At 54.1% G+C, this 19,672-nt stretch carries 19 protein-coding genes; 15 read left to right on the plus strand and 4 right to left on the minus strand.

All coding sequences use genetic code 11. The features are described 5' to 3' along the window. The first annotated feature begins 14 nt into the window (after positions 1-14). The 3 genes from H7U36_RS13630 (at position 15) to abc-f (ending at position 3,522) form a co-directional block, all read left to right on the plus strand. Positions 15-356 carry a PadR family transcriptional regulator gene (locus H7U36_RS13630; RefSeq protein ID WP_138303853.1) on the plus strand — a complete coding sequence of 114 codons (342 nt, stop codon included), beginning with the start codon at positions 15-17 and terminating at the stop codon, positions 354-356. Next, positions 343-1,668, plus strand: a complete 1,326-nt coding sequence (locus tag H7U36_RS13635) for a permease prefix domain 1-containing protein (RefSeq protein WP_138303851.1) — start codon at positions 343-345, stop codon at positions 1,666-1,668. Before H7U36_RS13630 ends, H7U36_RS13635 begins: the two co-directional genes overlap by 14 nt. Positions 1,669-2,010: 342 nt before the next feature. After that, on the plus strand, positions 2,011-3,522 hold the full coding sequence (abc-f, locus tag H7U36_RS13640; RefSeq protein ID WP_205156338.1) for a ribosomal protection-like ABC-F family protein: 1,512 nt from the start codon (positions 2,011-2,013) through the stop codon (positions 3,520-3,522). Here abc-f and H7U36_RS13645 read toward each other — a convergent pair. Further along, positions 3,482-4,765, minus strand: coding sequence for an L-cysteine desulfidase family protein (locus H7U36_RS13645; RefSeq protein ID WP_191493837.1), 1,284 nt, complete (start codon positions 4,763-4,765; stop codon positions 3,482-3,484). The genes abc-f and H7U36_RS13645 overlap by 41 nt on opposite strands. Positions 4,766-4,934: 169 nt before the next feature. On the opposite strand from H7U36_RS13645, the gene H7U36_RS13650 reads away from it, so the two are divergent. From H7U36_RS13650 to H7U36_RS13685, 8 genes are all read left to right on the plus strand, one after another. After that, positions 4,935-5,633 carry a response regulator transcription factor gene (locus H7U36_RS13650; protein WP_138303845.1) on the plus strand — a complete coding sequence of 233 codons (699 nt, stop codon included), beginning with the start codon at positions 4,935-4,937 and terminating at the stop codon, positions 5,631-5,633. Further along, a complete protein-coding gene (locus tag H7U36_RS13655) occupies positions 5,623-6,675 on the plus strand; it encodes a sensor histidine kinase (protein ID WP_205156339.1) in 1,053 nt (350 codons plus the stop codon). Before H7U36_RS13650 ends, H7U36_RS13655 begins: the two co-directional genes overlap by 11 nt. A gap of 125 nt (positions 6,676-6,800) precedes the next feature. Further along, the gene (locus tag H7U36_RS13660; RefSeq protein ID WP_191428772.1) at positions 6,801-7,130 is read left to right on the plus strand and encodes a hypothetical protein; all 330 of its coding nucleotides are present in this window, start codon (positions 6,801-6,803) and stop codon (positions 7,128-7,130) included. 146 nt (positions 7,131-7,276) lie between these two features. Beyond that, entirely contained in the window at positions 7,277-8,440 is a 1,164-nt protein-coding gene (gene nagA / locus H7U36_RS13665; RefSeq protein WP_205156340.1) for an N-acetylglucosamine-6-phosphate deacetylase, read from the plus strand. Between the two features lie 5 nt (positions 8,441-8,445). Beyond that, positions 8,446-9,165, plus strand: coding sequence for a DUF5714 domain-containing protein (locus tag H7U36_RS13670; RefSeq protein ID WP_205156341.1), 720 nt, complete (start codon positions 8,446-8,448; stop codon positions 9,163-9,165). 480 nt (positions 9,166-9,645) lie between these two features. Continuing rightward, positions 9,646-10,866, plus strand: coding sequence for a tyrosine--tRNA ligase (gene tyrS, locus H7U36_RS13675; RefSeq protein ID WP_138303835.1), 1,221 nt, complete (start codon positions 9,646-9,648; stop codon positions 10,864-10,866). Positions 10,867-10,969: 103 nt separating this feature from the next. Beyond that, positions 10,970-12,127: an SAM-dependent methyltransferase gene (locus tag H7U36_RS13680; RefSeq protein WP_205148195.1), complete on the plus strand. Its 1,158-nt coding sequence runs from the start codon at positions 10,970-10,972 to the stop codon at positions 12,125-12,127. A 63-nt stretch (positions 12,128-12,190) separates the two neighbouring features. Beyond that, positions 12,191-12,715, plus strand: coding sequence for a flavin reductase (locus H7U36_RS13685; RefSeq protein WP_191428769.1), 525 nt, complete (start codon positions 12,191-12,193; stop codon positions 12,713-12,715). 36 nt (positions 12,716-12,751) lie between these two features. Here H7U36_RS13685 and H7U36_RS13690 read toward each other — a convergent pair whose 3' ends face one another. From H7U36_RS13690 to H7U36_RS13700, 3 genes are all read right to left on the minus strand, one after another. Next, the gene (locus H7U36_RS13690) at positions 12,752-13,690 is read right to left on the minus strand and encodes a carbohydrate kinase family protein (RefSeq protein WP_205156342.1); all 939 of its coding nucleotides are present in this window, start codon (positions 13,688-13,690) and stop codon (positions 12,752-12,754) included. A 112-nt stretch (positions 13,691-13,802) separates the two neighbouring features. Beyond that, a complete protein-coding gene (locus tag H7U36_RS13695; RefSeq protein WP_205156343.1) occupies positions 13,803-15,110 on the minus strand; it encodes an alpha-amylase family glycosyl hydrolase in 1,308 nt (435 codons plus the stop codon). 175 nt (positions 15,111-15,285) lie between these two features. Beyond that, a complete protein-coding gene (locus H7U36_RS13700; protein WP_191428766.1) occupies positions 15,286-16,650 on the minus strand; it encodes an MATE family efflux transporter in 1,365 nt (454 codons plus the stop codon). A 206-nt stretch (positions 16,651-16,856) separates the two neighbouring features. On the opposite strand from H7U36_RS13700, the gene H7U36_RS13705 reads away from it, so the two are divergent. The 4 genes from H7U36_RS13705 to H7U36_RS13720 all read left to right on the plus strand — a co-directional run bounded on the left by H7U36_RS13705 (position 16,857) and on the right by H7U36_RS13720 (position 19,656). Next, entirely contained in the window at positions 16,857-17,507 is a 651-nt protein-coding gene (locus H7U36_RS13705) for a DUF4190 domain-containing protein (RefSeq protein WP_191494029.1), read from the plus strand. Between the two features lie 246 nt (positions 17,508-17,753). Continuing rightward, on the plus strand, positions 17,754-18,182 hold the full coding sequence (gene rplM / locus H7U36_RS13710; protein WP_191494028.1) for a 50S ribosomal protein L13: 429 nt from the start codon (positions 17,754-17,756) through the stop codon (positions 18,180-18,182). Between the two features lie 28 nt (positions 18,183-18,210). Further along, positions 18,211-18,603: a 30S ribosomal protein S9 gene (rpsI, locus tag H7U36_RS13715; RefSeq protein ID WP_087173351.1), complete on the plus strand. Its 393-nt coding sequence runs from the start codon at positions 18,211-18,213 to the stop codon at positions 18,601-18,603. Positions 18,604-19,425: 822 nt separating this feature from the next. Continuing rightward, positions 19,426-19,656, plus strand: a complete 231-nt coding sequence (locus tag H7U36_RS13720) for a hypothetical protein (protein ID WP_191494013.1) — start codon at positions 19,426-19,428, stop codon at positions 19,654-19,656. The last annotated feature ends 16 nt before the right edge of the window (positions 19,657-19,672 follow it).

Below are 19,672 nucleotides of genomic sequence, written 5' to 3' on the forward strand. Positions count from 1 at the left end.
AGGAGGAGACGACTATGGCAGTAGAGAAGAGTCTGATCTCCGGGAGTACGGCCATGCTGGTGATGAAGCTTCTGGAAGAGAAGGACATGTACGGCTATGAGATGATCGAGACGCTGCGGGAGAAATCAGAGAACGTCTTTGAGCTGAAGGCGGGGACCCTGTATCCCCTCCTGCACACGCTGGAGGAGAAGGGCTGTCTGGTTTCCTATGAGCAGGATGCCGGGGGAAAGACCCGAAAGTACTACGGGCTTACAAAGACAGGGAAAAAGCAGCTTGCGAAGAAGGAGGAGGAGTGGAAGGAGTACTCCCGGGCCGTGGTGAAAGTTCTGGGAGGTGCATGCCATGAATATGCATAGCTACCTGGAAATCGTGGCGGAGCAGATCCGGTGCAAAAGAGCCAGATCTGCGGTCCTGGAGGAGTTGCAGGGGCATATTGAGGACCAGAAGCAGGCCTACATGGCAGACGGTATGACCGGACCGGAGGCAGAGGAGGAGGCCGTCCGGCAGATGGGAGACCCGGTGGAGACGGGAACAGAGCTGGACCGGGTTCACAGGCCCAAGATGGACTGGCTTCTGCTGGGAGTCATTCTGCTTTTAAGCGCAGCCGGGCTCTTCCTGCAGTGGCTGACCTACCAGCAGCCGGACTCCGCCTACAAGGCAGGGGAGATATGGAGACAGGGCAGGTATCTGGCCCTGGGACTTGTGCTGATGCTGGGAGTGTGCCTGGCGGATTATACGGTGATCGGAAAGCACGCCTTTCGTCTCTGGCTGGGAGCTGTGGGTCTGAATGTGATTGGCAGGTATCTGGCCGTGTCGGATTTTGGCATGTCATACCCGTTTAGGATCAACGGAGTCTGGAGTGCGCCATGGCTATGGAATTCTCTTGTTCTTCTGGCCTTTGCGGGAGTTGTGTGGCAGAGTGGCAGGAAAGGGAAAAAGGGACTTGTAAAGAGCGGAATATGCCTGGCAGTTTCCGCCGCCGGGTGGCTCTTCAGCAGTGGGAGCGGCTTTGTGGCGTGTATATTTACGTTGATCGGTGTTATCCTGCTGATTGCGGGAACCGCAAAGGGCTGGTTCGGCGGGAAGGTGCGTCCCCTGTTGATGCGCCTGGGAACGGCCGTGGCCGCCACCCTTCTGTTCGTCTGCATAGCCAGTTGGGCTAGCGGGGCGCTGGGGGAGCGGGACGGTTACCGGGCGGACCGGACAGCGGCCTGGCAGAGCTTTTCCGAGACATCCTATTATCAGGATGCGAGGGAGGATATGAAAGATCTGGCCGCCGCTGACAGGGCGGGGGAAGACCTGACTGGAACCCAGCTTGAGTGGGCACGGTTTGAGGCCAGGAGCACCTTCCTTTGGATGTACATTCTGCGGTACCTGGGAGCGGTGCCGGCCGTTTTGCTGACGCTGCCGGCGGGACTGTTCCTGGCTTTTCTTTTCCGGATCGTTTTCAGGCAGAGAAACCGCCTTGGCTTTCTCCTGGCTCTTGCAGGAACGCTGTTTTTCTCCCTGCAGATCATCTGGTATATTGGTATGAACATAGGACTATTTCCTGTGACAGAGGCCTATATGCCCTTCTACACGCTGGGGGGATCCAATCTCTGTGTGACCGGTCTGTACGCCGGCATCCTCCTCAGTGTCTACAGGAACAGCAGCGTAGTCAGGTGTTGACAGACCGAGCAGGCTGTGCTATTTTTGACAGGAAAGAAAAGATGAAGGGGTGAAAGGATGAAGAATTTCTGCAGATAATATATGAAGTTCATATAGGCGTAACATGTCCCGGCTGCGGCAGTGCCTGTGGCGGGAGAGATTTTGTGCGCATGCAGAAATGAAAATCCTTGTATCCATATAAAAATCTGATCCATATGATCCGCGAGAGAATGTTATGCTGGGACACGGGAATTTTCCCGTGTCCTTTTTGTGCGATACGCCCGGCAATGCCGAGAGAAGACCGGAAGGGAAGAAGGAACGTGAAGGGATGTCTGCGTGCGCTCTGAGAGGAGGAATGACGCTATGTCAATGATACAGGTTGAACATCTGACCTTCTGCTACGACGGAGGGATCGAGCCGGTCTTTGAGGACGTGTCCTTTGTGATAGACACAGACTGGAAGCTGGGGCTCACAGGGAGGAACGGACGGGGAAAGACCACCCTTCTTAAGCTTCTTGCGGGAGAGTACGAGTACAGCGGAAGCATACGGGCCAGCGTGGAGATGGACTGTTTCCCCTTTCCTGTGGGGAATATGTCGGCCAATGTGATAGACGTGATCGAGGAGGCAGACCCGTCCTATGAGCTGTGGAAGGTGTGCAGGGAGCTGACCTGCCTGGACATGGCCCCGGAGATCCTGTACCGGCCCTTTACTACCTTGAGCGGCGGAGAGCAGACGAGAGTTATGCTGGCGGCTCTGTTTGCCAGGGAGAATGCTTTTCTGCTCATCGACGAGCCCACCAATCACCTGGACATGGAGGCCAGGGAGAGACTGATGGGATATCTGCAGGGAAAGAAAGGATTTATCCTTGTGTCCCATGACCGGTATTTCCTGGACGGGTGCGTGGACCACATTCTGGCCATCAACCGGAGGAATATGGAGGTGGTTCGGGGAAATTTCACCACCTGGCAGGAGGAGAAGGCGAAAAAGGATGCCTTTGAGCTGGGAGAAAATGAGAGGCTGAAAAAGGATATACGGCGCCTGGAGGCGGCCGCCGCCCGCACAGAGAGCTGGTCGGAGACTGTGGAGAAGACAAAGAAGGGCGTGCGGATCGGGGGACTTAGGCCGGACCGGGGCGCCATCGGCCACAAGGCGGCCAAACTGATGAAGCGCTCTAAAAATATGGAGAGTCGGATGCGGACGGCGGCGGAGGAAAAGAGAAAGCTTCTGAAAAATGTGGAGACAGCGGAGGAGCTGAAGATCTGTCCCCTCGTGCACCACAAAAAGCGGCTGGTGCAGTTGGAGGACGTGACCCTCTCCTACGGGGTGCGGGCTGTGCTGGAAGGCTGGAGCATGCACATAGACCGGGGGGAGCGGGTGCTCCTTGCGGGGGGAAATGGCTCCGGCAAATCCACAGTGATCCGGGCCATACTGAGCGCCGCCTCGGGGGAGGATGCCTGTCTTGCCGGCGGGAGGATCGACCTGGCGCCGGGGCTCGTCCTGTCCTATGTGCCCCAGGATCCGGGCGGGCTGTCGGGAAATCTGCGGGATTTTGCCAGGGAGCGGGGACTTGACCTGACGCTCTTTATGGCTCTGCTTCGGAAGATGGACTTTTCCAGGCTGCAGTTTGAAAAGCCGATGGAGGACTACAGCCTTGGCCAGAAGAAAAAGGTGCTGCTGGCGGCCAGCCTCAGCCGGCAGGCCCATCTGTATATCTGGGATGAACCCATGAATTATATCGATATTTTTTCCAGGGATCAGATTGCCGGCCTGATACAAAAATACAGCCCCACCATGCTCCTTGTGGAGCATGACAGGGCTTTTGCAGAAGAGGTGTCTACAAGGAGGATACGTCTGTCTTCCCGATCATCAGATTGAGGATTTCAATGTCGGTCTGGCGCATGCCCTCCCGGCCCATATAGCCGATGGCCTTTACGGTTTCCTCGGCGGTGTCCATGGCAAGGCCCTCGCCGGCCTCAAAGCGGAAGCCCTTCATGGCCAGGCTGTGGCCGAGAAAGGCGGCCTGGAGGGAGGAGAAAATCTTGGCGGCGCAGCTTGGCTTTGCGCCGTCACAGGTGATGCCCCCGGCGTTGACAATAGTGTTCACCACTGTGTTCTCAATCTGCTCGGCTGTGCCGCCGCACAGGTAGGTGATGCCGGCGCCCGCCCCGGCGGCCGCACAGACGGCTCCGCAGTAGGCGGAGAGGGGGCCGATGTAGCGCTTCTGATCCTGGGCTGTGAGATTGGAGACGCACAGGGCCCGCAGCAGCTCCTCCTGGGATTTCCCTGTGGAGCGGGCGTATTCAATGACCGGCAGGGAGCAGGTCATGCCCTGGTTGCCGGAGCCGGAGATGATGATGACCGGCAAAGAGCAGCCGCTCATGCGGGCGTCTGACCCGGCAGCGGCCCTGGCGATAGCTCTCCAGCGAACATCCTGGCCGAATTCCTCCAGAACCATCCGGCCGACGCCGGCGCCCCACTGGTGCGCAAGGCCCTCCTCGGAGATGGCCATGTTGTACTGGATCTGGCGTTCCAGGCAGTCTCTTACGTCAGACAGGTTTACCTCCCTTGCGAAGGCGATAATGTCTCCCAGATTGAGGAGGGATTTGTCCGCCTGCTGTTCCCCGCCGGAAGACTCCTTCTCAAAGAGGACGCGGCCATTTTGCTCCATGTAGGTGATGTTGGTGTGCTTCTGCTCAATTCTTACCACAGAGCTGTCCGTCCCCTTGAAGGCGTGGATCTCAATGAAGAGGTTGGGAACCCCTTCCTTGAGAAGGCAGGTGCAGAAGCCCTCCCTCAGCAGCGCGTTTGTGCGCGCCCGGTCCTCCTCCTGCACGCTTTCTAACACTTCCAGCTCCCGGGAGGAGTCCCCGCCGCAGGCTCCCAGGATGACGGCCGCCTCCACGCCCTTCAGGCCGCCGGAGCAGGGCACCTTGACGCCCTTTACATTTTTGATGATATTTCCGCTGCACAGGGCCTCCATGCGCTCCGGGAAATCCCCCAGCAGATCCACGGCTTTGGCGGAGGCGTAGGCCAGTGCGATGGGTTCTGTGCAGCCCAGAGCAGGCACGAGCTCAGTCTTCAGTATTTTTACATAGCTGTCATAGGTTTTCTGGTTCATAGTTTTTCCCCTTTGTATAAAATAAATATTTCTACAGGCTACTATAACAAAAAAGGTGAGGAGGGACAACGAGTCTGACGGTAATTTTTAGGAAAAAGATTGAGAAGGCCGGAGGGCTGTGTTACATTCTAGATAAGATATATACAAGGTCATGGAGAGGAAGATTTTTATGGACAGAAAGGCAAAAATACTTGTGGCGGATGATGAAAAGGAAATCCGGCAGGTGCTGGGGATGATCCTGGCGGAGGAGGGCTATGAGGTGGTGACTGCCGGGGATGGACAGGAGGCGGCGCGGCTGGCCTCCGGGGATATCGACCTCTACATCCTGGACGTGAACATGCCGCAAATGTCCGGATTTGCGGCGGGGATGGAGATCCGGAAAAGCTATTACGCGCCCATCATGTTCCTCACCGCCTACTCCGGGGAGGCGGACAAGAAAATGGGCTTTGAGGCAGGGGCTGACGACTACCTGGTGAAGCCCTTCTCCAACGGGGAGCTCCTCCTGCGGGTGAAGGCTCTCCTGCGAAGGAGCGGAGAGTATGCCAGGATGCAGCGCCAAAGCCCTGCCGGAGAGGAGGAGCTTGTCTACAAGGACCTGCGGCTGGACACGGACCGGCAGTCTGTGTGGAAGGGGGAGGAGCTTATCGTCCTGACCTACACAGAGTACAGGATCCTGGAGCTGCTCATCCGCCACAGGAAGAAGATCTACTCCCTGGACAACATTTACCAGAGCGTCTGGGAGGACGAAGCGGTTGGGGACACTACCATCATGGTGCACATTAAAAATATACGGAAAAAGCTGGGGGATGACTCCAGAAATCCCAGGTATATCAAGACGGCCTGGGGAAAGGGGTACTATGCGGATTAAAAGGAAACCAAGGCCTGAGAAGGCGAGAAAGCTGTCAGGGGAAATATTTGAGTATCTGGTGCTGTCGGTAATCGTCTCCGTCTTTACCTTTCTCTTTTTTTACATTACCTCCCAGTCTCTCGTCCATGTCTATCTGGATCAGAGGCAGATCCGGCTGGAGGGTATCCTCTACGGAGCTCTGGAGATGTGGCTCAGAGGTCTGTGTATCGGTGCGGCGGTGGCGGTCTTTGTGGTTCTCTTCCTACTCCTTCTGGGGCGGCGTCTGTCCTACCTGATCCGGATCATTAACGGCGTGGAGAAGATGCAAAGGCAGGAGGAGGGGCAGCTTCCCTTAGAGGGGGAGGATGAGCTGACCCGGCTGGCCCAGAGCGTCAACTACCTGGCGGCCGCCCAGAGGGAGCTGAGGCGAAAGGAGCAGGAGATGAAGGAGGCCAGGGAGGCCTTTATCCGCTCCCTGTCCCATGATATCCGCACGCCCCTCACCGCCATGCTGTCCTACACAGAGCTGATGGGAAAAAGGGAGCGTATCCCGGAGGAGGAGCTGAGGGGCTATCTGGAGCTTGTTCGGACCAGAACTGTCCAGGTGAAGGAGCTGATGGACCAGCTCCTGGAGGGGAAGGCCGGGATCTGGGAGAAGGTGGAGGACATCCGTTTTCTTGTGGAACAGCTTGCCGGCCAGTGGGAGGAGATGCTGGAGGAGGGCTTTTCCTGCCGGACGGACATTTCGGGGTGCGGCTCCTTTTCGGGGAAAGCGGATATATCGGCCCTGCGCCGCCTGATGGACAATCTGGCCTCCAATGTGGAAAAGTACGCGGATCCCGCCGGGGAGGTGGAGCTGTCTGTAACGAGCAGGGGAAATACACTCATCATTTTCCAGAAAAACCGTGTGCGAGGGGAGTTGGATCCGGAGACGGAAAGCCGCCTGATCGGACTGAAAAATATCCGGCAGACTGCGGAGGCCTTTGACGGCGGGGCGGAGGTTCACTCCGACGGGGGCATCTATCAGATCCGGATCACCCTCCATATTCCTCCCTGTCTTTAGAATTCTTCAGAAACACCTGCCAGGTTTCTTTAAAAAGTCCTGGTATTCTGTATGCCAGAAGGGGAGATGACATCCCCGTTCCGATACAGGAAGAGAAAATCAATCAATATCAGGAGGAATAAAAAATGGCATTAGGAGTTTTGGTAATCTTTTATCTGGCAATTTGTGTGATCAGCATCGGGGGCTTCCTTGCCCTCTATCTGGTAAAAAATGAAAGGGTAAAAAAGGTAGTCTTTTACATTCTGTCTGTGTGGGGGATCGCCCTTGCGGCTCTCCAGGCTGTGTCCCTGCCCATGAACTGGACCGGGCAGCGGGTGGCGACGATGGGACTGGGAGCCCTGTGCGTCGTATCACTGGCCCTGTATCTGACGGCAAAGAGCAGAGGGCAAAGAACAGCGGCCTGCCTGCTCCTCACCATCGCTACAGCGGTGATGATCTTAAGATTTGTGTTCTAAAATAAAAGCGGTATGCAAAGGCCTGCTGTCTGCAGTTTGGCGCGGAGACTGAAATTTTCAGTCTCCGTGTTGTTCTTGGGGGAAGAGTATACTATAATATTTTCAGTACAGGCCGCCCAGGCAGGCGGCGGAAGGAGAAAAAAACTATGCATATCAGAAACGTCAGAGTATACAGGGAAGACAAGAGCTTTGCGGAGGGGGACATCTATATAAAGGACGGGCTTTTTGCGGAGCCTCAGGCTGTCTGCGGCGATCAGGAGGAATCTGTTGACGGGGAGGGGGGCTACGCCATCCCCGGCCTTATTGATATCCATTTCCACGGCTGCATGGGCTATGATTTCTGCGACGGCACACAGGAGGCGATAAAAGGGATTGCGGAGTATGAGGCGTCTGTGGGTGTCACGGGCATCAATCCGGCAACCATGACCCTGCCTGTGGAGGAGCTGGAGGCTATCCTGGCTACGGGGGCGGCCTACGGAAAGACGCAAGAGGAGCACCCGGATCCGGAGAGGGCGGATTTCCTGGGAGTGAACATGGAGGGCCCCTTTATCAGCGAGGCCAAGAAGGGAGCCCAGGATGCCAGGAATATCCTGCTCTGTGACGTAGATATTTTCCACCGCTTCCAGAGGGCGGCCGAAGGAACGGTGAAGTATATCGGTGTGGCCCCGGAGCGGGAGGGAGCGCTGGACTTTGTGGAGGCAGTGAAGGATGAGGTCCATGTGTCCCTGGCTCACACCAACGCGGACTACGATTCGGCAAAGGCGGCCTATGACCGGGGCGCCTGCCATGCGGTGCACCTCTATAACGCCATGCCCGCCTTCACCCACAGGGCTCCCGGCGTGGTGGGGGCTGTGGCGGACAGCCCTCACGTGATGGCGGAGCTGATCTGCGATGGCGTCCATATCCACCCGGCTGTTGTGAGGGCCACCTTCAAGATGCTGGGGGAGGATCGGATCATTTTTATCAGCGACAGCATGCGGGCCACTGGAATGCCTGACGGCCGGTACACGCTGGGAGGCCTGGACGTGGATGTGAAGGGCAATCACGCCACCCTGGTGTCCGATGGTGCCCTGGCTGGTTCAGTCACCAACCTGATGGACTGCGTGCGCACGGCGGTGAAGAAGATGGATATCCCCCTGGGGACAGCCGTGGCATGCGCCACCATGAATCCGGCAAAGAGCCTGGGCGTATATGAGAGCCGGGGATCCATCACTGTGGGGAAGAAGGCGGATCTGGTGCTCCTCGATCAGGATTTGAATTTGAAAGCGGTCATCAAGGACGGAAAAATGCTGACCGGGAAAGGCAGATAGGGGTTTTGGAGAGAGAAAAGACAAAAGCGGGAAGAGGGGGCTGCCTGATCTGCGGTCAGGAGCTCATCTACTATAAAGAGGCGGTGGAAATGACCTGTGCCCTCTGCGGAAAAGAAGAAAAGAGTCATGCCTCCTGTAAGGAGGGCCACTATGTCTGTGATGCCTGCCATGAAAGAAGAGGGCTGGAGGCGATCCGCCGGGTCTGCGAAGAGACTTCTCTTAAGGACCCCATTGCCATCATGCAGGAGATCATGGAGGATCCGTTTATCTATATGCACGGCCCGGAGCACCACGTGATGGCGGGCGCCGCCCTCCTTGCGGCCTACCACAACTGCGGAGGACAGCTCGATCTGGAGAAGGCTCTGGGACAGATGGAGGAGAGAGGCAGCCAGATCCCGGGCGGTGTCTGCGGCTTCTGGGGCTGCTGCGGCGCCGGAATCAGCGCTGGCATTTTCATGAGCATTGTCACCGGAGCTACGCCCCTTGCCGGAAAGTCCTGGGGGCTCTCCAACCGAATGACAGCCAGGGCTCTGGAGGCCATCGGGGAGATCGGCGGCCCCAGGTGCTGTAAAAGAGACACCTTCACTGCCGTGGGGGAGGCGGTCCGCATGACGGCAGAGGAGCTGGGGGTGGAGATGGAGCTGCCGGAGAAGATTCTCTGCACCTTCTCCGGGGAGAACCAGCAGTGCCTGAGGGGGAGATGCCCCTACTATCAGGGAAAGTAAACGGGATGGCAAATAATTTCCGGAATGGGCTTGACAAATAAATCCGGATAGGATAGGATTTCAGTCAGACGGAATAACATACAAAAGGCTTGGAAAAGAACAAGTAGTATCCGGGACACCCGCACAGAAAGCAGCCGGCTGATGAGAGGCGCGCGAAGGAACCGCATGCGAATACATCTTGGAGCTGCACACCGAAGGTCGGGAGACGGAGATAGGCTGTGACGGGTTGGCGCGCGTTAAAGTGCCAGGCTGTAATCCGAAGAGGAGAGACATGTCGATCTGACAGGGGAGCAGCCGGATGAGGCCTGCGCCGCGAGGCGCCGGTAAAGCAAGGTGGTACCGCGAAGGATTGTTCGCCCTTACTGTGTAAAAGCAGTAAGGGCTTTTTTGTATTCTATTCCCGAGAGCCTGACCACCCCACAGAATGAGCAACTGTGGCACAGAAAACAGATAAAAAATAAAAGATAAAGGAGAAGAAAAATGGGAATTTACGAAGAATTGCAGGCAAGAGGGCTGATCGCCCAGGTGACAGATGAGGAGGAGATCAGAGAGCTCATCAACAACGGAAAGGCAACCTTTTACATCGGGTTTGACCCCACGGCGGACAGCCTTCATGTGGGACACTTTATGGCCCTCTGCCTCATGAAGAGACTTCAGGAGGCGGGCAACCGGCCCATCGCCCTGATCGGCGGCGGCACCGGGTACATCGGAGACCCCTCCGGCAGGTCGGACATGCGCTCCATGATGACGCCAGAGCAGATCCAGCACAACTGCGACTGCTTTAAAAAGCAGATGAGCCGCTTCATCGATTTCTCCGAGGGCAAGGCCCTGATGGTGAACAATGCGGACTGGCTGCTGGATCTGAACTACATTGACCTGCTCCGGGAGGTGGGCCCCCACTTCAGCGTCAACCGCATGCTGACAGCAGAGTGCTACAAGCAGAGGATGGAGAAGGGACTGAGCTTCCTGGAATTCAACTACATGATCATGCAGAGCTATGACTTCTACGTACTGTACCAGAAATACGGGTGCAACATGCAGTTTGGCGGGGATGACCAGTGGAGCAACATGCTGGGCGGCACAGAGCTGATCCGCCGCAAGCTGGGCAAGAATGCCTGCGCCATGACCATCACCCTGCTCCTCAACTCCGAGGGAAAGAAGATGGGCAAGACACAGAGCGGCGCCGTGTGGCTTGACCCCGACAAGACATCCCCCTTTGAGTTCTACCAGTACTGGAGAAATGTGGCGGACGCGGACGTCCTCAAATGCATCCGCATGCTCACCTTCCTTCCCCTGGAGGAGATCGACAAGATGGACTCCTGGGAGGGGGCCCAGCTCAACACGGCCAAGGAGATCCTGGCATACGAGCTGACCAAGCTGGTACACGGCGAGGAGGAGGCAAAGAAGGCCCAGGATTCCGCGAGAGCTCTCTTCAGCCAGGGCGATGCGGCCAACATGCCCACCACCACACTCACAGAGGAGGATCTGGAGGACGGCTGCCTGGATATCCTGACCATGCTTGTGAAAGCGGAGCTTGTTCCCTCCAAGTCCGAGGCGAGACGGGCTGTGCAGCAGGGCGGCGTGTCCGTGGACGGCGAGAAGATCACGAATATCCACGAGGTGTTTACCGAGGACGCCTTTAAGGCAGGCATTGTGCTGAAGAAGGGAAAGAAGAATTTCCGGAAGATCGTGATGGAATAATTCATAAAAAGTTTATAATTATGCGACAAAAGGGGCTTTGACAAATCCGAAAAATAGGAATAAAGTATCTCCTGTAAATGGAATAATCAGGAGGTAAAGAGACGTGAAGGACATTTTAGTAACATTTTTAGAGAGATTTACCGACTACCCGTTCCTCGTAAAACTGAATGGGAAAGAGTACAAGATTGGCGAAGGAACACCAGAATTTACAGTGAAATTCAACAAATCTATTCCAAAGACAAAGCTCCTTACAAGCACATCCCTGGCCCTCGGAGAGGCCTACATGGACAAGGATCTGGAGATTGAGGGAGACCTCTACTACGCGCTGGATCATTTCCTGGGACAGCTGGGGAAATTTTCTACAGATGAAAATGCCTTGAAGAAGATCATGCACTCCTCTGTGTCAAAGAAGAACCAGGAGAAGGAGGTCACATCCCACTATGATATAGGGAATGATTTCTACAGGCTCTGGCTGGACGAGACCATGAGCTACTCCTGCGGATACTTCAGGCATCCGGATGACACCCTCTACCAGGCTCAGGTCAACAAGGTGGACTATATCCTGGAGAAGCTGAACCTGAAGGAGGGGATGACGCTCCTGGACATTGGGTGCGGCTGGGGCTTTCTTCTCATCGAGGCGGCCAAGAAATACAAGATCAAGGGCGTGGGCATCACTCTGAGCCACGAGCAGTGCAAAGAGTTTGAGCGCCGGATCGAGGAGGAGGGACTCCAGGATCAGCTGAAGGTGGAGCTGATGGACTACCGGGATCTGCCAAAGAGCGGCTACACCTTTGACCGGGTAGTCAGCGTGGGCATGGTGGAGCATGTGGGCCGCGCCAACTACCAGCTCTTTAACGACTGCGTGAAGGCAGTTCTGAAGGACGGCGGCACATTCCTTCTCCACTTTATCAGCGCTCTTAAAGAGCATGCCGGAGATCCCTGGATCAAGAAATATATTTTCCCGGGCGGCACGGTGCCGAGCCTGCGGGAGATGGTGTCCTGCATGGCGGAGGATGATTTCCATATCATGGACATCGAGAACCTGCGTCTCCATTACAATAAAACCCTTCTGTGCTGGGCGGACAATTTCCACAGGCACATGGAAGAGGAGAAGAAAATGTTTGACGAGCGCTTCCTGCGGATGTGGGATCTCTACCTGAACGCCTGCGCGGCCACCTTCCACAACGGCATCATTGACATCCATCAGATCGTCGCTACGAAGGGCATTAACAACGACTATCCTATGGTGCGCTGGTACTAAAAGGTGTATAATAGAAATCAGAGTTTGCCCGCAGTCAGGGCATATGGATAGGAGGAAGAGAAGATGGCGTTTAAAGAGATGGATATTCATGAGCTTCAGTTCAATCCGTTTGACAAGATCAGCAGACAGTGGATGCTGGTGACGGCGGGAGACCGGATGAAATCCAATACCATGACAGCAAGCTGGGGAGGCGTGGGCATCATGTGGGGAAAGCCCGTTGTGACGGCCTACATCAGACCTCAGAGATACACAAAGGAATTTGTGGACGGCAGCGACCGGTTTACCATTTCCTTCCTTCCCGAGGACAAGCGGGAGGCGCTGAACATCTGCGGCTCCGTGTCCGGCAGGGATGTGGAGAACAAGTGGGAGAAGGCGGGACTTCACCCGTATTTTGTAAATGAGAAGACGCTGGAGGAGACCACGGCAGTGGAGGAGGCGGAGATGATCTTCGTATGCCGCAAGCTGTACGCCCAGGAGATGTATCCCGAGTGCTTCGTGGATACGGAGTGCGATACAAAATGGTATCCCCAGAACGATTACCACACCATGTACATCGGAGAGATCGAGAAGGTGCTGGTGAGAGAATAGGAAAAAGAGTATGGGAAAAGAAGAAGCAGACCTGATTCAGAGGCCTGCTCTTTTTATGATCTCCTGTAAATCCTTCCCGGCTCCGGCGGCGCCTGTCTTCTCGATGCAGAGGGAGGCGCCTGCGTTGGCAAAGCGGGCGCAGTCTGGGAGAGGAAGGCCCTGCCCCAGGGCGTAGAGAAAGCATCCGGTAAAGGTATCTCCGGCTCCGGTGGTGTCGATGCACCGGGCGCGGCTGTAGGCGGGAGACCAGAAGCGATCCGCTTCCGTGCACACGTAGCAGCCCTTTGCCCCTGCCTTGATGACCACGTGCTTCACGCCGCGGGAGAGAAAGGCGTCCCCGATCCGGTCAGGATCCTTCTCCCCGGTGAGGAGAGCCGCCTCCTCGTAGTTGGGAAATACATAGTCAAGGAAGGAGAGGCTTTTCTCCATATCCCGGATGGTCTCTTTGTTCTTTCGTTTGGTCATGTCCGCGCAGACCGTGAGCCCTGCGGCCCTGGCCCGGGAGAAGAGGGCGGCCAGCTCCCGGTTCCCGAAGTGGGGAGAGACAAAGATGCTGGCAAAGCAGAGGATGCTCCCGCCCGCCAGGGCAGCTTCCGGCACATCATCCGGGTAGAATTTCCGCAGCGTGCTGTCCGGACAGGTGATGAAGCTGCGCTCCCCTTCCTGGTCTACCAGGACAATGTTGACTCCTGTGGGGATTTCCGGGTCCCTGCGGATATAGCTGGTGTCGATGTGGAGATCCCCGCATGCCGAGAGAACCAAATCTCCCGCCGGATCCGTTCCCACCTTGCTCACAAGGCGCACGTCCGCGCCCAGATCCGCCAGCACCCTGGACTCGTTCATGGCGTCCCCGCCGGTGTGCATGGCGATGGCCCTGGCCGGGCTGGACCCTGTCTCAAAGACCGAGGCGTCCACCGGCCGTGCCAGAATGTCCAGGATGGCGGCTCCCACAATGACGTATTTTTTCTGGTTCATACGTACCTCCTACGCAGGTTCGCAGGTTCAGACGTAATACTTTTTAAAAGTATTACGTCTGAACCTGCATCAAATGGTGTCCCAAAATGAAAAATGCCCTGTATAAAAGTAATCAAAACACAAGATATTGTATGCTGTACGCCGGCATTTCGAGATTTCCCACAAGGCTCATTTCTGTGTCGGACAGGAGCTCTGTGACTGCGCCGTTCAGGTCGCCGTGGGAAGCGGTAAAGGGGCTGTCGGAGGCGTTGATGGCTACCATGACACGCTCCCTTTCCGTGGCTCGCTCAAAGACGAGCTGGTGGTTGGTGAGAACTACGTTGCGGTAGGAGCCATTGCACAGGGCGTCGCTCTTCTGGCGGATGCGGATGAGCTTCTTGATCAGCTCCGTCAGCTCGTTTGGCTTTGGCTCCTCAAAGCAGGGCCGCAGGGCGTAATCATTGTGAGGAGATTTCTCTCCCGGCTCTCCCCACTCGCTTCCATAGTATATGCAGGGGATGCCAGGCATGCCCATGAGAAGTCCGTAGGTCAGGGGAAGATGATTTTTGTTTGTGAGGATGCTGGCGATCCGGGTCACGTCGTGGTTGTCCACAAAGGTCATAAGATGCTTGCCGCGGTACAGACACCACTGCTCGGAGCCGTACTGCCGCTGCAGGGAGTGGGCGATCTCAAACATGTTCATGGAGTTGAAGCTGGAGTAAATACCCTTGTAGCACTCGTAGTTGGTGCAGCTGTGGAGCATCTCGTCGTTTACGATCCGGTTGTAATCCCCGAAGAGCACCTCGCCGATGAGGGCGAAATCCTCCTTCAGGCTGTCCGTGAAGGAGCGCAGCCTGCGCATGAAATCCGGTTCCAGGCTGTAGGCCACGTCCAGGCGAAGCCCATCGATGTCAAAGGTGTCCACCCAGAATTTCACACATTCCAGGAGATAGTCCACAACAGCCGGGTTTTTCAGGTTCAGCTTGACCAGCTCAAAATGTCCCTCCCAGCCTTCGTACCAGAAGCCGTCATTGTAGCCGCTGTTTCCGTCAAAATTAATGATAAACCAGTCCTTGTAGGGGGAGTCCCACTTTTTCTCCTGCACATCCCGAAAGGCCCAGAAGCCCCGGCCCACGTGGTTAAATACGCCGTCCAGGACGATCCTTACATTGTGCTCGTGGAGATTTTTACAGACCTCGGCAAAATCCTCGTTTGTCCCCAGACGGCAGTCGATCTTCCTGAAATCTCTTGTGTCATAGCCGTGGTTGTCAGACTCAAAGACAGGGTTCAGGAGGATGGAGTCCACACCCAGATCCTCCAGATATTCGCTCCAGTCCATAAGCTTTCGGATACGGGATACACACTCCCCGTCATTGTGCACCGGAGCGCCGCAAAATCCGATCGGATAGATCTGATAGAAAATACTGTTATAAGCCCACATAATATCTGCCTCACTTTCTTGTTTGTTTGCGCTTCGTCTATTTTACTATAAAACAAGGCAAAAGTATAGGATGTTTTATATAATTTTCATATAAAAATGCCGGGCGGCAGAGAAAATGCGTGGATTTTGTCTGTGCCCGGTGTATATTGTCAGATTTAGTTTTGGGTCTTTAAGGTCAGCTGGCGGTGGAGGACATTTTCCCAAGCTCCCTTCCCAGATAGGAGCGGAACCAGAGGAACAGGACCAGGCCCTTGAGAAGACTGGAGATGGTAATGCTCCACCAGATGCCGTTGAGTCCCAGAGAAGTCCGCACGAGAAGCCAGGCGAGGGGGATCCTGGCGCCGGTCAGGACGATGCTGCACACAGAGGGAGGCAGAGTTTTCCCAAGGCCCGCAAACGCGCCGGCCGTGGTGATCTCCACGCTCATGAGAAGCTGAGAGACGCCAAGAATTACCAGGTAGTCCACTCCCATGGGGATGACAGCCTGCTCTGTGATGAAAAGGCGGAATACGGGCTCGGGGAAGCCGATCAGGAGGACGGTGCAGAGGAGGCCCCATATGAGTACAACGCCCATGGCGCTCCGATAGCCCTTCCTGATACGCTCAGGCTTCCCGGCCCCGTGGTTCTGGGCCAGAAAAGAGTTGACGGCAGCGGCAAAGCCATCCGCTGTCATCCAGGAGATGGATTCGATCTGGGAGCCAACCTTCTGAACCGCTACCGCTGCGTCCCCGTAGCCCGCCACCATCCTGGCGATGATCATGGAGATGCCGGTAAATATCATATTTTGCACGCAGGTGGGGAAGCCGATGCGCAGGATAGCGAGAAGCCGGCCATTTCCCGGACGGTCAAAAGGCCGGATATGCCGGAACAGGACACTGTCCCGCAGGGCAAAGGCCACGAACACCAGGGTGACGACAAGCTGGGCAAAAATGGTGGCAATGGCGGCACCCATAACTCCCATGACGGGAAATGGCCCCACTCCAAAGATGAGGATCGGATCCAGTACCATATTGATGACCAGCCCTGTCAGAGTGGCGGCGAAGGAGCAGCGGCTGTTGCCCGCGGCCGTAAAGATCCCGGTAAACGTCTGATTTAAAAATGAAAATACAACACACCCGCAGGTGATCTGAAGGTAAATTTTCGCGTCCTGGATGACCTGGGGACTGTTCAGATGGAAAAATCCGATCAATGGGTCTGCGAACAGGATGGAGCACACGCCAAACAAAAGCCCCAGGGCTGTGGTCATCCACAGGGCGGCGGCCGCAAAGGAGGCTGCCTCTTTTGTCCGGCCGGCTCCCAGGGCGTGGCCTGCATTTACCTGTCCGCCCATCTTCGGCAGGGCTGCCAGTCCGTTGGAGAGCCACATGTACATACCCGCGGCTCCCACGGAAGCCACGGCGCTGCTCCCCATCCGTCCGATCCAGAGCATGTCCGTCAGATTGTAGGCCATCTGGATGAGAGAGGTTGCCATGATGGGCAGGGCCAGTCCTGTCAGGGAAGGCAGCACAGGGCCGTTTACGAGATCGATATTTTTAGCCATGATCAGTTCCTCCGCCGTATATATATTTCTGTAAAATGTGTGAGAATAAAACGGAAAGCTCCGGCGCGGCATATGTGCCGGCAGAAAATATTATAAAGTATCCTGTATATGGATACAAGGATTTAAAAAAGCCCTCTTCTGTGTTAGAATAGACACATGTTAAAAGAATGACGTATGAAAATGCTAAAAAATGAGGATGCGGGCGTATGGCCAGATATGTAAAAGATATTGTACTGAACAAGCCGGAAGATTTTGTGAATTTTATCATGCAGGATTATCTGCGGAAAAATCAGTTTGTCATGTCCGAGTGGAAGGGAGAGCCGGCCTGGCGGGCAGGAGACGGTGTGGTGGAAGGATTTAAATATCTGAAATGGTCCTATTTCAACGGCATGTTTCATCTGGAGGCATGGCTGAGGGGGACGGCAGGCGGAGAGATGGGCCTGGACGGCGTTGTGGGTGTGCTCATGAAAAAGCCCTACAGGGAAAGCCTGGAGCAGCTCTTTGTTGTCCTCCAGCAGGAGCTGCAGACCCCTCCCCAGGGACAGCAGAGTCAGGCGGGACAGCAGAGTCAGGCGGGACAGCAGAGTCAGGCGGGGCAGCAGCCTCAGCCGATTTACGTGCAGACAACGGACAACACCAAGGCAGCCACAGGCTCCCTCATATTTGGCGTACTCAGCGTGATCCTGTGCATCATTCCGATCGCCGCCATTATACTGGGAGTTCTGGCCGTGTCCCGGGCCAGGATGGGTATAGGATCCAGCCAGGCCGGGAAGGCAAAGGCAGGGTGCGTCCTGGGCATCATAGGAATCTGTCTTGGCATTTTACTGTGGGTGCTCAATATACTGCTGATTTTCTGAGATTCCCTGTCGTTACATAATTTATAAATCAAATAAAATAAGCGGGATACAGAAGCGTGCCGGAGCGGTGCGGGAAAATGAAAAAGTCCTAAAAAAACGGTTGACACACGTGGATGCGTATAATATAATAATGCAGTATGACAAAAGGAGAAACAGCAGGCACCAAAGCCCCGGAACCTGGCTGCTTTCAATATAACATTTCATATTATTTCTATAGTAGTGAACCAATTCACAGGAGGTAAACCAATGAAAACTTATATGGCTAGTCCAGACAAGATTGAGAGAAAATGGTATGTAGTTGACGCTGCAGATTATACATTAGGACGTTTAGCATCAGAAGTAGCTAAGGTTTTAAGAGGAAAAAACAAACCGGAATTCACACCGCATATCGATACTGGTGATTACGTGATCGTGATCAACGCAAAGGATGTAAAAGTAACAGGCAAGAAGTTAAATCAGAAGATTTACTACAGCCATTCCGAGTATGTAGGCGGAATGAAAGAGATGACTCTGGCAGAGATGATGAACAAGAAGCCGGAGAAGGTGATCGAGCTGGCTGTTAAGGGAATGCTTCCGAAGGGACCTTTAGGAAGAAGCATGATCAAGAAGCTTCACGTATATGCTGGAGCAGAGCATGCGCATCAGGCTCAGAAGCCGGAAGAGCTGAAGTTTTAATCAGAGGTCGAAAGGAGGATATTAAAAAATGGCTACATCAAAATATTATGGAACAGGAAGAAGAAAAAAATCTATCGCTAGAGTATATTTAGTACCTGGAACAGGTAAGATCACAATAAATAAGAGAGATATCGACGAGTATCTTGGACTGGAGACACTGAAGGTTATCGTTCGTCAGCCTCTCGTTGCAACAGAGACAGACGGCAAGTTTGACGTGCTGGTCAATGTAAAGGGCGGCGGATACACAGGACAGGCAGGAGCCATCCGTCACGGTATCGCAAGAGCTCTCCTTCAGGTAGACGCTGACTACAGACCGGTTCTGAAGAAATCCGGATATCTGACACGTGATCCGAGAATGAAAGAGCGTAAGAAATACGGTCTCAAGGCGGCTCGTAGAGCTCCCCAGTTCTCCAAACGTTAATTTTTGTTGCAGAAGAGAATATCGAAGAGATTGCAAACCCCTGGAAACAATGCGTTTCCGGGGGTTTGTTTGTCTTTGTTAGTATTGTCATTACAATCCTGATTTTCGTAACTAATATGAATTTGGACTAACCGCTTATCGATAGTACCTGTTTCTATTCTTATATTAACAAAGGACAGGAGGAATGTTAGTTTGAAAAAAGCCTTCTACCAGAGAATATGCTTGGAGGAGAAAGAAGGTAGATATATAATAGTATTATTTTGTAATATGGATAAAATGACTAAAAATATGACAAAAATTAATTGATTATTGTGCAAAAAAAATAGTATAATTGAGCGTATAAAAATAAAAAGCCTATCAAGGATAGACTTCTTATTGGTAACACACACTGTGTTTGTCGGTTGCCCGACGATTTCATAACAATATTATTTGAACTTGCAGTGTAAATCTATAGGGTAATAAAACCCAGTCTGCCTCTTGCAGGGAGATTTCAAAGAATACCTTTTGGTATTTTGTGCAGATGAAAACATAGCTGGCAATGTTATGTAAAGACAAGCGTTAAAATCAAATTCACTAGCGACATAATTCTATCAATTTCTCTTATTTTCAATATCAATACAGCATTTTCAAATGCCATACGAAATCCAATCGTATGACATTTTTTTGTTTGTTGGATGGATACTCAACGAACGAAAACATTTGAGAAAGCAGATTTTGCAACCTGGCCTTATTTCAAAAGATGTGGTAACATACAATAATAGCAGAATGATACGAGCTATCAGCCGGAAGCAACCATTTGACATGGAAAGGAGGTGACATTACATGGATATATCAGGTATCCTGCGGCCAGAACAGTTGCCATTTGATGTCCCGCCTGACCTTGAGCTTGCCATCAATGAACTTCTTGCAGCCTGGGAACGGGATGAGAGCCTGAATCTCGACTGTTACCTAGATGAAGTACAGGCTGCGGCCAGAAGCGTCAACGAGGAAAATGATGCCTGGGTGAGGCAGTATTATGTCCAATATGGCTGGAGAAGGGATAAGGCTGATTGATTTTAGTGAACGCCCT

It is taken from the genome of Faecalicatena fissicatena (genome assembly GCF_016900595.1).
GTDB lineage: Bacteria > Bacillota > Clostridia > Lachnospirales > Lachnospiraceae > Claveliimonas > Claveliimonas intestinigallinarum.

Bases quoted from the DNA above. Each gene is read 5' to 3' on its own strand.
- H7U36_RS13630 (WP_138303853.1), top strand. From the start codon at position 15: ATGGCAGTAGAGAAGAGTCTGATCTCCGGGAGTACGGCCATGCTGGTG.
- H7U36_RS13635 (WP_138303851.1), top strand. From the start codon at position 343: ATGAATATGCATAGCTACCTGGAAATCGTGGCGGAGCAGATCCGGTGC.
- abc-f (WP_205156338.1), top strand. From the start codon at position 2,011: ATGTCAATGATACAGGTTGAACATCTGACCTTCTGCTACGACGGAGGG.
- H7U36_RS13645 (WP_191493837.1), bottom strand. From the start codon at position 4,765: ATGAACCAGAAAACCTATGACAGCTATGTAAAAATACTGAAGACTGAG.
- H7U36_RS13650 (WP_138303845.1), top strand. From the start codon at position 4,935: ATGGACAGAAAGGCAAAAATACTTGTGGCGGATGATGAAAAGGAAATC.
- H7U36_RS13655 (WP_205156339.1), top strand. From the start codon at position 5,623: ATGCGGATTAAAAGGAAACCAAGGCCTGAGAAGGCGAGAAAGCTGTCA.
- H7U36_RS13660 (WP_191428772.1), top strand. From the start codon at position 6,801: ATGGCATTAGGAGTTTTGGTAATCTTTTATCTGGCAATTTGTGTGATC.
- nagA (WP_205156340.1), top strand. From the start codon at position 7,277: ATGCATATCAGAAACGTCAGAGTATACAGGGAAGACAAGAGCTTTGCG.
- tyrS (WP_138303835.1), top strand. From the start codon at position 9,646: ATGGGAATTTACGAAGAATTGCAGGCAAGAGGGCTGATCGCCCAGGTG.
- H7U36_RS13685 (WP_191428769.1), top strand. From the start codon at position 12,191: ATGGCGTTTAAAGAGATGGATATTCATGAGCTTCAGTTCAATCCGTTT.
- H7U36_RS13690 (WP_205156342.1), bottom strand. From the start codon at position 13,690: ATGAACCAGAAAAAATACGTCATTGTGGGAGCCGCCATCCTGGACATT.
- H7U36_RS13695 (WP_205156343.1), bottom strand. From the start codon at position 15,110: ATGTGGGCTTATAACAGTATTTTCTATCAGATCTATCCGATCGGATTT.
- H7U36_RS13700 (WP_191428766.1), bottom strand. From the start codon at position 16,650: ATGGCTAAAAATATCGATCTCGTAAACGGCCCTGTGCTGCCTTCCCTG.
- H7U36_RS13705 (WP_191494029.1), top strand. From the start codon at position 16,857: ATGGCCAGATATGTAAAAGATATTGTACTGAACAAGCCGGAAGATTTT.
- rplM (WP_191494028.1), top strand. From the start codon at position 17,754: ATGAAAACTTATATGGCTAGTCCAGACAAGATTGAGAGAAAATGGTAT.
- rpsI (WP_087173351.1), top strand. From the start codon at position 18,211: ATGGCTACATCAAAATATTATGGAACAGGAAGAAGAAAAAAATCTATC.
- H7U36_RS13720 (WP_191494013.1), top strand. From the start codon at position 19,426: ATGGATATATCAGGTATCCTGCGGCCAGAACAGTTGCCATTTGATGTC.